The 12978-nt window shown below is 67.4% G+C and carries 11 protein-coding genes; 3 read left to right on the top strand and 8 right to left on the bottom strand.

All coding sequences use genetic code 11. The features are described from left to right. Window positions 1-3: 3 nt before the first annotated feature. From gmhB to WG922_RS13640, 7 genes are all read right to left on the bottom strand, one after another. Window positions 4-564, bottom strand: a complete 561-nt coding sequence (gmhB, locus tag WG922_RS13670; RefSeq protein WP_340283244.1) for a D-glycero-beta-D-manno-heptose 1,7-bisphosphate 7-phosphatase — start codon at window positions 562-564, stop codon at window positions 4-6. 10 nt (window positions 565-574) lie between these two features. Then, complete coding sequence (gene glyS, locus WG922_RS13665; RefSeq protein WP_340283243.1) at window positions 575-2686, bottom strand: glycine--tRNA ligase subunit beta; 2112 nt, start codon at window positions 2684-2686, stop codon at window positions 575-577. A 5-nt stretch (window positions 2687-2691) separates the two neighbouring features. Beyond that, window positions 2692-3597 carry a glycine--tRNA ligase subunit alpha gene (gene glyQ, locus WG922_RS13660; RefSeq protein ID WP_340283242.1) on the bottom strand — a complete coding sequence of 302 codons (906 nt, stop codon included), beginning with the start codon at window positions 3595-3597 and terminating at the stop codon, window positions 2692-2694. Between the two features lie 48 nt (window positions 3598-3645). Then, complete coding sequence (gene lnt / locus WG922_RS13655; RefSeq protein ID WP_340283241.1) at window positions 3646-5172, bottom strand: apolipoprotein N-acyltransferase; 1527 nt, start codon at window positions 5170-5172, stop codon at window positions 3646-3648. Beyond that, window positions 5172-6068 (bottom strand): HlyC/CorC family transporter, encoded by an 897-nt coding sequence (locus tag WG922_RS13650; RefSeq protein WP_340283240.1) that lies wholly within the window; start codon window positions 6066-6068, stop codon window positions 5172-5174. Before WG922_RS13650 ends, lnt begins: the two co-directional genes overlap by 1 nt. A 91-nt stretch (window positions 6069-6159) precedes the next feature. Continuing rightward, window positions 6160-6804, bottom strand: a complete 645-nt coding sequence (locus WG922_RS13645) for a GNAT family N-acetyltransferase (protein WP_340283239.1) — start codon at window positions 6802-6804, stop codon at window positions 6160-6162. Window positions 6805-6812: 8 nt separating this feature from the next. Continuing rightward, on the bottom strand, window positions 6813-7292 hold the full coding sequence (locus tag WG922_RS13640; RefSeq protein WP_340283238.1) for an Lrp/AsnC family transcriptional regulator: 480 nt from the start codon (window positions 7290-7292) through the stop codon (window positions 6813-6815). 157 nt (window positions 7293-7449) lie between these two features. Here WG922_RS13640 and hppD point away from each other — a divergent pair, with 157 nt between their 5' ends. Then, window positions 7450-8604, top strand: a complete 1155-nt coding sequence (gene hppD, locus WG922_RS13635; protein WP_340283237.1) for a 4-hydroxyphenylpyruvate dioxygenase — start codon at window positions 7450-7452, stop codon at window positions 8602-8604. A gap of 31 nt (window positions 8605-8635) precedes the next feature. Here the strand turns inward: hppD and WG922_RS13630 are convergent, their stop codons facing one another. Beyond that, window positions 8636-9520: an esterase/lipase family protein gene (locus WG922_RS13630; RefSeq protein WP_340283236.1), complete on the bottom strand. Its 885-nt coding sequence runs from the start codon at window positions 9518-9520 to the stop codon at window positions 8636-8638. A gap of 502 nt (window positions 9521-10022) precedes the next feature. On the opposite strand from WG922_RS13630, the gene WG922_RS13625 reads away from it, so the two are divergent. Together WG922_RS13625 and WG922_RS13620 are read left to right on the top strand one after the other, a co-directional pair. Then, window positions 10023-11708, top strand: a complete 1686-nt coding sequence (locus tag WG922_RS13625; protein WP_340283235.1) for an AMP-binding protein — start codon at window positions 10023-10025, stop codon at window positions 11706-11708. Between the two features lie 9 nt (window positions 11709-11717). Next, window positions 11718-12641 carry an MBL fold metallo-hydrolase gene (locus tag WG922_RS13620; RefSeq protein ID WP_340283234.1) on the top strand — a complete coding sequence of 308 codons (924 nt, stop codon included), beginning with the start codon at window positions 11718-11720 and terminating at the stop codon, window positions 12639-12641. Window positions 12642-12978: the final 337 nt, after the last annotated feature.

Raw genomic sequence — 12978 nt, 5'->3', positions numbered from 1 at the left:
AACTCAGCGAGGCGCAACGGGGCGCGCGACGAGGTGGTCGGCGAAGGCGCCGAGGTCGGCGTGCACGCGGGTTCCGGCGGGGGCATGCGCCGGCAGGGCCTGGCCGCGCCAGGCGGCGCCTTTGCCGGTGAGCACCAGGTGGGGCTCGCAGCCGGCGGCGGCCGCGGCCTCCAGATCGCGCAGGGCATCGCCGACGGCGGGAACGCCGCGCAGTTCCACGCCGAAGCGCTCGCCGATCTGCTCGAACAGGCCCGGAAGGGGCTTGCGGCAGCTGCAGCGGTCGTCGGGCGTATGCGGGCAGAAGAAAACCGCGTCGATGCGCCCGCCCACCGCCGCGAGCATCTTGTGCATCTTGGCGTGCATCGCATTGAGCGCGGAGAGATCGAACAGACCGCGCCCGAGCCCCGACTGGTTGGAGGCGACAGCGACGTGCCAGCCCGCATGGTTCAGGCGCGCGATCGCCTCGAGGGCGCCGGGCAGCGGCTGCCACTCCTCGGGCGACTTGATGAACTCGTCGCTGTCTTCGTTGATGGTGCCGTCGCGATCGAGGATGACCAGTTTCATCGGAGCATCTTCAGGTGGCCAGGCGCGACAGGTCGGCCACGCGGTTCATGGCGCCATGCAGCACCGACAGCAGCCCGAGCCGGTTGCGGCGCAGGGCTGCATCCTGCGCATTGACCATCACGCCGTCGAAGAAGGCATCGACCGGCTGGCGAAGCGCGGCAAGCGTCTGCAGCGAGGCCGTGTAGTCGCCGGCGTCGAATTGCGCATTCGCCTGGCGGGCGATGCGCAGGGTCTGGGCGTGCAGCTCGCGCTCGGCGGGCTCGCACAGCAAGGCCTCGTCCACCTGGGGCTGCACCGGCTCCTCGGCCTTGCGCAGGATGTTGGCGATGCGCTTGTTGGCCGCGGCCAGCGTGGGCGCCTCGGGCAGCGCGGCGAAGGCCCGCACCGCTGCGAGCCGCCGCGCCACCTCGCCGAGTCGGCCCGGCTTGAGTGCCAGCACGGCTTCGGTCTCCTGGGCGCTGTAGCCCTGCTCGCGCAGCAAGCCGGCAAGACGCTCGTAGATGAAGTCCGACAGCAGCGAAGCCGTCTCGGGTGGCGCCTGCGGGAACAGCCCAACTGCTTCGACGACGAGTTCGGACGGCGACAGGGGCAGATCGCGCTCCATCAGCATGCGCACCACGCCGAGTGCATGGCGGCGCAGGGCAAACGGGTCCTTGTCGCCCGAAGGCAGCTGGCCGATGGCGAACAGGCCGGCCAGTGTTTCGAGCTTGTCGGCCAGCGCCACCACCAGCCCGGTGCGTCCGCGCGGCAGCTGGTCGCCGGCGAAGCGGGGCCGGTAGTGGTCCTCGATCGCGTCTGCGATCTCAGCGTCCAGACCGTCGGCCAGGGCGTAGTAGCGGCCCATGGTTCCCTGCAACTCCGGAAACTCGCCGACCATGTCGGTGAGCAGGTCGGCCTTGGAAAGGCTGGCCGCCAGGTCGGCCTGGCGTGCGAGGTGGTCGTCGCCGAGCTGTGCGCCGATCACCTGGGCGAGCTGGCGCACGCGCTGGCTGCGCTCGCCCTGCGTGCCGAGCTTGTTGTGATAGACGACCCGCGCAAGCCCATCGACGCGCGCAGACAGCGGCTTCTTGCGGTCCTGCTCGAAGAAGAACTTGGCGTCGGCCAGGCGCGGGCGCACCACGCGCTCGTTGCCCTCGACCACCGCGCTCGGGTCTTCGGGGCGGATGTTGCTCACCACCAGGAAGCGGTTGGTCAGGCGCCCTGCCGCGTCCAGCAGCGGGAAGTATTTCTGGTTGGCCTTCATCGTGAGGATGAGGCACTCCTGGGGCACCTGCAGGAAGTCGGGCTCGAAACTGCAGGCCAGCACGTTGGGCCGCTCGACCAGCGCAGTGACTTCGTCGAGCAGCGCCGGATCGTCGATGGGCCGGGCGCCACCTCCGACCACGGCCGCCGCCTCGGCCAGTTGGCGCACGATATCGGCGCGGCGGGCGGCGAAGCTGGCGATCACCGCGCCCTCGCCGGCGAGCACCTCGGCGTAGGCGTCGGCGTGGCGGATGCGCACGGTGCGCGATGCCGCTTCGAAGCGGTGCCCCTGCGTGGTGTCGCCCGCCGCCAACCCCAGCGCGCGCACCGGCACGACCTCGCTGCCGTACAGCGCCACCAGCGCATGGGCGGGCCGCACGAACTTCACGTCGGTCCAGCCGTCGGCGAGCTGGTAGGTCATGACCTTGGGAATCGGCAGCCGCGCGAGGGCCTCGCTGAGCGCCTTCTGCAGGCCTTCGGCGAGCGTGGCACCGCGCACCTGGGTGTCCAGGAACAGCGCCTGCGCCTTGCCCTCGCCGGCGCGGCGCAGCTGCCCCACGGCGGAGGCATCGCAGCCGAGCGCCTGCAGCTTCTTGTGCAGCGCGGGGGTCGGGTTGCCGTTGGCGTCGAGGCCGACGGAGACCGGCATGAGCTTGTGCGAGACGGCCTGGTCGGGTGCCTGCGCCAGCAGCGCGGTGACGTGGGCGGCCAGCCGCCGCGGGGACGCGTAGGCGGTGGGCGAGGACTCGGGCGTCGCAAGGCCCTGCGTGCGCAGCTGCTCGAACAGGGTGTCGGCGAAGGCCTGGCCCAGGCTGTTCAGCGCCTTCGGCGGCAGTTCCTCGACGAGCAGTTCGACGAGCAGGTTGTCTGTCTTCTTCATGGTCTTCAGGCGGCCTTCTTCTCGAGCTGGGCCACCCATTCGGGCGGGGCCATCGGAAAGCCCAGCCGCTCGCGGCTGTCGTGATAGCTCTGGGCGACGCTGCGCGCCAGGTTGCGGATGCGCCCGATGTAGGCAGCACGTTCGGTGACGCTGATGGCGCCGCGCGCGTCGAGCAGATTGAAGCTGTGGGCCGCCTTGAGCACCTGCTCGTAGGCGGGCAGCGCGAGCTGCTGCTCCATCAGGTATTTGGCCTGCTTCTCGTGCGCCGCGAAGGCGGTGAAGAGGAAGTCGGCGTCGCTGTGCTCGAAGTTGTAGGCCGACTGCTCCTTCTCGTTTTGCAGATAGACGTCGCCGTAGCTCAGGCCATGCGTCCACTGCAGCTTGTAGACGTTATCGACGCCCTGCAGGTACATGGCCAGGCGCTCCAGGCCGTAGGTGATCTCGCCGGTGATGGGCTTGCAGTCGATGCCGCCGACCTGCTGGAAATAGGTGAATTGCGTCACCTCCATGCCGTTGAGCCAGACCTCCCAGCCGAGCCCCCAGGCACCCAGCGTGGGGTTCTCCCAGTCATCCTCGACGAAGCGGATGTCGTTTTTCTTCAGATCGAAGCCGAGGGCTTCGAGCGAGCCCAGGTACAGCTCCAGGATGTTGGACGGCGCGGGCTTGAGCACCACCTGGTACTGGTAGTAGTGCTGCAGGCGGTTCGGGTTCTCGCCGTAGCGACCGTCCTTGGGACGGCGGCTGGGCTGGACATAGGCCGCCTTCCAGGGCTCGGGCCCGAGTGCGCGCAGGAACGTGGCGGTGTGCGAGGTACCGGCTCCGACCTCCATGTCGTAGGGCTGCAGAAGTGCGCAGCCCTGTGCATCCCAATAGGACTGCAGCTTCAGGATGATTTGCTGGAAGGTGAGCATCGCGGGATTTTACGGGCGGGCCTCGGCCGTTCCGGGGCCGCCCTCCCCTCAGCGTGGCGGCCTGCGGCGCTGCGCAAGTGCCACGGCAAGAAGCACCGCGAGCGCCAGGATCCACAGGGGAGCCAGCCCGAACGCCGAGACCCAGCGGGCGAACGGCGTGAGCCCGTCCCGCCCTTCGACTTCGCCCTCGAGAACGCCCCGGGTGTGGCGCGGCAGGACTCGCGTGACGACGCCGCGGTGGTCGATGATTGCCGTGGCACCCGTGTTGGTGGCACGGATCACCGGGCGCTGGAATTCGAGTGCGCGCATGCGGCTGATGTGCAGGTGCTGGTCGATCGCCACCGTATCGCCGAACCAGCCGATGTTGCTCACGTTCACGAAGATGGTGGGCGCGGACGCAGGGTCTGCAAAGCGCGCGCCCAGCTCCTCGCCGAACAGGTCTTCGTAGCAGACGTTGGGTGCGAGCCGCTGCCCCTGCCAGACGAACGAAGGCTGCCCGACCTCGCCGCGGTTGAAGTCGCCGAGCGGAATGTGCATCAGGTCGGTGAACCAGCGGAACAGCGGCGGAATGAACTCGCCGAACGGGACGAGGTGGTGCTTGTCGAAGCGGTAGGAGTCCGCGCCCGGGCGCAAGCCGACGACCGAATTGGTGTAGCCGCCCTCGAAGCTGCCCAGGGGCATGCCGAACAGGGCTGCCTGGTTGCCCTGCCCGAAACGCCGCACGAGCGCGTCGAGGTAGCCCTCGGGCAGGTCTCGTGGCAGCAGGGGAATGGCGGTTTCGGGTGCGACGACGAGGCTGGCGCGTGCCTGCGTGAGCTCCTGCGCGTACCACGCGAGTGCCTGCGGGATGCCCGAGTTGCCCTGGAACTTCTCTTCCTGCGGGATGTTGCCCTGCAGCAGCGCCACGGACAGGCGCGCTCCCGGCTGGTTCGCCTCGACCGTGGGCAGCGAGACAATGGCCAGCAGCAGCACGGGCACCGCAAGCGCGCCGCGCCAGGCGGCCTGGCCACTGCGGTCCAGTGCGCCGAGCAGGCCGGCCACCAGCGCCGCAACCAGCCCGATCCCGTAGACGCCGATCCAGGGCGCGAGCGCGGCCAGCGGGCCCTCGACGTGTGCATAGCCGCCGGCGCCCCAGGGAAAGCCTGTGAAGAATACCCCGCGCATCAGCTCGGCGAGCAGCCAGGCGGCAGCGAAAACGAGCGCACCCGGCAGCACCGTGTGGCGGCCGAGGCGCCAGTAGGTGGCGGCCGCGACGGCGTAGTAGCTGCCGAGGAAGGCCGCCAGCCCGAGCACGGCAAGTGCCGCCAGAGGCGCCGGCAATCCCCCGTAGACGTGCATCGAGATGAACAGCCACCACCAGGTCCCGGTCAGCCAGCAGGTGGCGAACAGCCAGCCGCACAGCGCGGCGCGCGGCCACGAGGGCTGGCGCCGCAACACCGCGGCGAGCACGGCGAGCGACAGCAGCTGCAGCCACCACAGCGGCTGGCCGTTCCAGAAGGCGGCAATCGAGAGCGCCTGGCCGAGTCCGGCCAGCGCCGCCAGAAGCCAGGGGAGCGTGCGCGGGAACCAGGCCATCAGCCGGTGTTGTCGTGTTCCACGGCCGGGGACACCTTGAACCAGCGCACCGCGCCGCCCTTGGTGTGCAGCACGATGAAGTTGAGCCCGCCCAGCGTGGTGAACTCACCGCGGCGCGGCACGTGTCCCATCTCGTGGGCGATCAGGCCGCCGATGGTTTCGAAGCGGTGGGGCTCCTCTTCTGCGTCATGGTGCGCCGTCGGCTGCAGCTGTACGTCGAAGGCTTCGTTCACGCGCTCGACGCTGGTGTCGCCGCTGACCCGGTAGGTGCGGTCGGCCAACGCGAAGATGTCACCCTCGTCCTCGGCGACGTCGAACTCGTCCTCGATGTCGCCGACGATCTGCTCGAGCACGTCCTCGATGGTGATCAGCCCCGCGACGCGGCCGAACTCGTCGATGACGATGGCCTGGTGGTTGCGGTTGCCCCGGAACTCGCGCAGCAGGTCGTTCAGCCCCTTGCTCTCGGGTATGAAGGCGGCGGGCCGCAGCAGCGCGCGGATGTTCAGCTCGGGAGCGCGCTGCAGCTTGAGCAGGTCCTTGGCGAGCAGGATCCCGATGATGTTCTCGCGATCGCCCTCGAACACCGGAAAGCGCGAATGGGCCGTCTCGATGACCAGGTGCAGGATGTCCTCGTAGGGCGAGTCGATGTTGACCATGTCCATGCGCGGAGCGGCCACCAACACGTCCCCGGCCGTGAGATCGGCCATGCGGATGACGCCTTCGAGCATGATCCTGGAGTCTGCGCCGATGATCTCGTTGTCTTCGGCGTCGGCCAGCGTCTCGATCAGCTGGGCCCGCGAATCGGGGCCGGGGTGGATGAACTCAGCGAGCTTCTGCAGGAAGGTGCGCTTGTCTTCTTTTTCGAGGGAAGTGCGCGCAGGGTGCGGGTCGGACACAGCCGTGTGTGCAGGACGTGCGGTAGTTGGGGGAAAGCGAGGATAGCCCAATCACGCGGCGCACCGAACGGCCGCGCCGCGGCGCGACGCTTCAGGAGCCGGACTTGTGACGCCCTTCGCGCACGCCCTGGCGCACTTCCTGCACGCCGTCGAGAAAGTCCCAGAAACTGCGCGCCTGCCGCTTGAGCCGGTAGTCGCCGCGGGCGAGTTGCTCATCGACCATTTCGTTCAGCCGGCTGTCGAGCGTGGCCGGCGGCAGCCGCAGGTGGGCCTCGGTCTCACTGCCGTCGCGCTCCAGGATTGCGCCGGCCTTGCGCGCAATCTTGAGCATGGCGGCGTTCTCGCTCAGCGCGTGGATGAACAGCATGTCCACGCCTTCGTTGCGCGCGTGCATGACCGCACGGTCGAACAGCCGCGCTCCGAAGCCGCGTCCGCGTGCCCTGGCCAGCACGGACACGCCGAACTCGGCGCAGCCTGCAAAGCGCGCGTCCGATGCAAAGGCCAGATGGGCGACGGCCAGCAGTTCGAGTCTGCGGTTGTAGATCCCGAAGATTTCGTCGCGCTCGAAGTCGAGCTGATCCGCATAGCGGCGCACCTGCTCGTCGGTGGCCATGTAGCCGAAGCGCAGGTAACGGTCGTGCGCGTCCAGCGACAGCAGATGCCCGGCGATTCGCTCCCGGTGCCCTGGGCCGAGCGAGCGGATCGGAACGATGAAGGGCATGGGTCGCGGTGGCATGCGCCGTCTCAGATCGGCATCGCGGTAGTGGTCTTGACGCGGTCGAGCACGAAGCTCGTCTTGCAGTCCTGCACGCTGGGATGCTTGAGGAGAGTGTCCATGATGAAGCGGCTGTAGTGCGCCATGTCCTCGACGACCACGCGCAGCAGGTAGTCCATCTCGCCCGTGAGGGCCGCGCATTCGACCACCTCGGGCCAGGTCTGCACGCTGGCGCGGAACAGGTCCATGGGGTTGCGCTTGTGGCTCTCGGTGTGCTTTTCAAGTCGCACGTTGAGATAGGCGGTGAGCCCCAGCCCCACCGCTTCGGGCCGCACCAGGGCCACGTAGCGGTCGATCACCCCCGCCTCCTCCAGGCGCTTGACGCGCCGCAGCACCGCGCTGGGCGACAGCCCCACCTGCTCGCCGATGACGTCGTAGGTTTCGCGCCCGTTGTGCTGCAGGCAGCGCAGGATGGACGTGTCGAGGCGGTCGAGAGAGGGGGCTTGCATGTGCGTGGCATGGTGCGCCGCTGGGGCGTGTGCACGGAATTCTCACACGACGCAGGTTTCCTGCGAAGGTGCTCGCAACTTCGGCAACGGAGCGCAATAAACGTGCTGGCCGCGCCGCATAAAGTGCACCATTGCCTTTCACATCGAGATTGCCGCCATGAACGCACCCTTGCCCGATACCGCCACGCGCTCAAGCTCCCAGCCGGGGGCCTGGGACAACCCCATGGGAACGGACGGCTTCGAGTTCATCGAGTACGCCGCGCCGGACCCCGACGCGATGGGCGCGCTGTTCGAGCGCATGGGCTTTCGGCCGATCGCGCGCCACCGGCACAAGAACGTCGTGCTGTATCGCCAGGGCGGCATCAACTTCATCCTGAACGCCGAGCCCGACTCGTTCGCGCAACGCTTTGCCCGGATGCACGGCCCCAGCATCTGCGCCATTGCGTTTCGGGTGCAGGACGCCAAGGCGGCGTACGAGCGCGCCGTCTCGCTCGGAGCCTGGGGCTACGCCGGTCAGGCCGGGCCGGGCGAACTCAACATTCCCGCGATCAAGGGTATCGGTGACAGCCTGATCTACCTGGTGGATCGCTGGCGCGGCAAGAATGGCGCGCAGGAAGGTGACATCGGCAACATCGGGTTCTTCGATGTCGATTTCGAACCGCTTCCCGATGCGCGAGGCGCGGGCGCACTCAATCCGGTGGGCTACGGGCTCACCTACATCGACCACCTCACGCACAACGTGCACCGCGGGCGGATGGCCGAGTGGGCCGATTTCTACGAGCGCCTGTTCAACTTCCGGGAGATCCGCTACTTCGACATCGAGGGGCAGGCAACCGGCGTCAAGAGCAAGGCCATGACCAGCCCCTGCGGAAAGATCCGCATCCCGATCAACGAGGAGGGCAACGACAAGGCCGGCCAGATCCAGGAGTACCTGGACAAGTACCACGGCGAGGGCATCCAGCACATCGCGCTGGGCTCCACCAACTTGTACGACACGGTGGACGCGCTGCAGATGGCCGGCGTGAAGCTGCTGACCACCAGCGAAACCTACTACGAACTCCTGCCCAAGCGCATTCCCGACCTGCGGGAAGACATCGCAGGGCTGCAGCAGCGCAACATCCTGGTGGACGGCAACTCCGAAGAGCTGCTGCTGCAGATCTTCAGTGAGAACCAGCTGGGCCCGATCTTTTTCGAGTTCATTCAGCGCAAGGGCAACGAAGGCTTCGGCGAAGGCAATTTCAAGGCCTTGTTCGAAACGATGGAGCTCGATCAGATGCGCCGAGGCGTGCTCGCCACGCAATCGCAGCCCTGAGCGCAGACGTGGCGCGTCTGGCTCGCGCGCGCTACTCGGCGGCCTGCTCCAGCAGCGCGAAAGTAGCCTCCATCACCTCGGGCCGGAAGGCCAGATCGACGTGGGCGGCCCCCGGCAACAGGCGGTTGTCTGCGCCCTCGAGGGTAGCCATGCTCGGCGGCATCACCACGTTGTCGCAGTTGGACCACCAGCAGGTGAAGTGCGCCGCCGCAGAGCACGGCGTGGCGGCGTGCAGCGACGCCAACCAGGCGCTGTCCGGAGACATCTGGCGGCCATTTTCGCGTCGGCTGAAGCGGGCCAGCCATGTGCCTCGATGCGGCGTGGCGATCGTGACCACATGCCGCACAAGGCCGGCAGGCGCATGGCCGCAGCTCACCAGCCATGCACGCGCGGCCAAGCCACCCATGCTGTGGCACACCAGCAGCGGTGGCCGGCCCGTCGCCCGACGAACCCGATGCACCGCCTCGTGGATCGCCGGCGCATAGTCGTCGATGCTCGCGAACGGGGGCTCCAGGTTCACTGCCACGAAGGCGCGCCCGTCGGCCCGCAGGCGCCGCAGCCACGGTCGCCAGAAGCCTCGGTTGCAGAGGAAGCCGTGCACGAGGACGACGCCCGTGCGTCCTGCGCCGCGCGCGTCGTCCAGGCAGTCGGCTTCCGATCGCCAGCGGAAAGGCTGCCGCCAGGCGAACACCTGCAGCGCCACGCGCGTCTCGGCGGCCCAGGCCGCCAGGCGCTGGCGGCGTGAGGCAAGCGGTGCAGGGTCATTTCGCGCGACATGCGGCAGCAGCAGGAGCTCGGCCGCCAGGAACCAGGCGTGGCCGACCAGCAGTGCCGCGGCGCCCATCACGGCCCAACTGGGGGAGCGCGGCCAGACGGCGATCAGCCAGCCAACGGCCGCGAGAACCGTCAGCGCCACCACGCACTGCTGAAGTCGCGCGACGCTTGAATGCTTGCGAAGGGGCATACGCGCAGTATCACGCCGCATCGGGCGGACCGTTGACGCAGGCGCGGTGCGTGCGCTGGGCGTCACGGGCTCGCACCCTTGCACCCCGCGCTCCGCACCTCGCGCTCCGCTACGGCACGCACGGGCTCCCTCGCCCCCGACGGACCGAGAAACAGCGACTGGTCGCAACAGATGGTGTTGTAGTTTGTGCGTAGCGAGAAACGCGCGACAACCGCCGCCGAGCAGCTCGCGCTGTACGCGCCATCTCCCGGACCTCCTTCTTGCCGCTGCGGCACTTCCTGCCGGCCGGGCCGGCAGGGCCGGGCGAGGCTCTCGCCCGGACGCCCTTGGATGAGTCGCGCACAGGTAGCCCGCTGCGATGTCGCGTGGGGGACGGAACGCGTGCCTACCTAGGACAAGCCCGGTCACAGGAGCTCTGCATGGCCTTCGACAATCCGCAGCCATGGAGACCACAATGGACAGGTATTGGCTCAAGAGCTATCCGGACGGGGTGCCGCACGACATCGATGCGGACCAGTACCGCTCGGTGACCGAACTGCTCGAGGAGTCTTTTCGCACGCACGCAGCACAGACTTTCGCCTACTGCATGGAAAGCTCCATGCGCTATGGCCAACTCGATGCATGGTCGGCCGCACTCGGCGCATGGCTGCAGCAGCAGGGGCTTGAGCCTGGCGCGCGTGTTGCGATCATGCTGCCCAACATTCCGCAGTTCCCGGTCACGATGGCTGCCGTCCTGCGTGCCGGCTTCACCTGCGTGAACGTCAATCCGCTCTATACCGCGCGCGAACTCGAGCACCAGCTGCGGGACTCGGGCGCCACGGCCATCGTGATCCTCGAGAACTTCGCCCATACGCTCGAGAAGGTGATCGAGCGGGTGCCGGTCAAGCACGTCGTCATGACGGCTTTCGGTGACTTGCTGGGCAACTGGCGGCAGCACTGGACCACTTTCGCGGTGCGCCACCTGGCCAAGATGGTGCCCGCCTACCGCTTGCCTTTGGATGAAGGACGCACGGTCACCGCCTTCAGGGAGGCGCTGCGCGCCGGTGCGTCCCTCACGCTGCGCCCGGGCGGGCAGGGACCCGATTCGATCGCCTTTCTGCAGTACACCGGCGGTACGACGGGACTGTCCAAAGGCGCGGTGCTCACGCATCGCAATATCGTCGCGGCCATTCTGCAGGCCCAGGCATGGTTCACGCCCGCCCTGTCGCGCGTGGGCGAGGCGCGCCACACGAACACCATCATGGCGCTGCCGCTCTATCACATCTTCGCGCTCACGCTGTGCCTGCTGGCCATCCGATCGGGGTCGCGGCTCTCGCTGGTGCCCAATCCGCGCGACATCGGCCGGTTCGTGCAGGTCCTCAAACAGCGTCCCTTCCACATGCTGCCGGCGGTGAATACGCTATTCAATTCGCTGATGACGCATCCGCAGTTCCGCTCGGTCGATTTTTCGCATCTGTGCGTCTCGCAGGCTGGAGGCATGGCCGCGTCGGAAGGGACGGCGCGTCAGTGGCAGCAGGCCACCGGCTGCACCATGGTCGAGGGCTGGGGGATGAGCGAAACCTGCGCCATCGGCACCAACAACCCGGTGACCGCCACGTCGTTCTCCGGCACGATCGGGCTGCCGCTGCCCGGCATCGACATCGCCATCAAGGACGACGACGGCCAGACGTTGCCGCAGGGTGCCTCTGGCGAGATCTGTATCCGCGGCCCCAACGTGATGCAGGGCTACTACAACCAGCCCGAAGAGACCGCCAGGGCCTTTACGGCCGACGGGTTCATGCGGACCGGCGACGTCGGCATCATGGACGAGCACGGCTACACCCGCATCATCGACCGCAAAAAGGACATGATCCTTGTCAGCGGGTTCAACGTGTTTCCCAACGAGCTCGAGAACGTGATCTCACTGTGCCCTGGCGTCGTCGAATGCGCCGCGATCGGGGTTCCGGATACGGCACAGGGCGAGGCGATCAAGGTATTTGTCGTGAAGACCGACCCGCTGCTCACGGAAGATGACGTCGCGCGCTACTGCCGGCAGAACCTCACCGGATACAAGATTCCCAAGCACATCGAGTTCCGCGACGAACTCCCCAAGAGCAACGTAGGGAAGATCCTTCGGCGGGAACTGCGCACCGGACGCTGATTGCCTCCAATGACCGGGTTTGTGCTGCCAGACGGCGTCACCTTGTTCGAGCGCGGCTGGCTATCTTCCAACTGTGTGCTGCTCACCGGCGGGAAGGGACCGCTGGCCCTTGTCGATAGCGGCTATCACACCCACTCGGACCAGACGCTGCGGCTGGTCGATACCGCGCTGGCAGGCCGAGACCTCGACATGATCGTCAACACACACCTGCATAGCGACCACTGCGGAGGCAATGCCGCCCTGCAGCAACGCTATTCCAGCGTACGGACGTGGGTGCCCGCAGCAGAGTTCGAAGCTGTCGTGCAGTGGGACACGGCCGCACTCAGCTACGTCGCGACGGGACAGGGGTGCCCACCCTTCGCTGCCGATGGCGCCTTGCAACCAGGCACCGTTCTTTCCGTCGGCGCGCACCGCTGGGAGGTGCATTCTGCGCCGGGGCACGATCCGCATTCGGTAGTCCTGTTCGAACCGGACAACCGAATGCTCATCTCCGCGGATGCGCTGTGGGGAAATGGTTTCGGAGTGGTGTTCCCTGAACTGGACGGCGTTGCCGCCTTCGATGAGGTCGCCGCCACTCTGGACCTGATCGAACGCTTGCATCCGCATGTCGTGCTGCCCGGGCACGGACCGGCGTTCACCGATGTCACCGACGCCCTGCACCGGGCACGAAGCCGCCTGGAGGGGTTCAGAAACGACCCGCTGCGCCACGCCCGCTACGCCGCAAAGGTGCTGCTCAAGTTCAAGCTGCTCGAATGGCAGGAAATTGACGAAGCGGTGCTGCTGCGGTGGACTGCCGAAACGCCGTATTTCCAGCTTCTGCACCAGCGGTGGTTCGCGCCCCGTCCCTGGCACGCCTGGGTGAGGCAACTCGCCGACGAACTCGTGCAGGCGTCAGCGGCGAGCAGGCACGACGGTCGATTGCGAAATGCATAGCGCGTCGCGGGCCCGTCGATCGAAATGTGTAGCCGCGGCGTGTGAGTAGCTTGAGAAGGAACCCGAGCAGCGCAGGAGCCTGGGCAGGCGAGAACCTATTAAAGCTCAGGAGCCACAGGAGCTGCTGAGCCGGGCGAGCCGGGGGTCCGCTTAGAGGCTGATATCCGTTGCTAAGGCTTGGGGGCTGGAGAGGCGTTCCAGGCTGAAAGGCGTGCGCATCCATTCTCATGCTGAATTGCCGTGAGGTAAATGGCTCAATATCGCCACCTATGCACTGCCAGCCCATGACGCCGCCCTCAATCTCCGCGCACAGAAAAGCAAAAAGCCCAGCACGTTC

The organism is Ramlibacter sp. AN1015 (assembly GCF_037726105.1).
GTDB lineage: Bacteria > Pseudomonadota > Gammaproteobacteria > Burkholderiales > Burkholderiaceae_C > Ramlibacter.
Note: the sequence above shows the minus strand (reverse complement) of the source record. Positions and strands in the feature narration are given on the sequence as shown.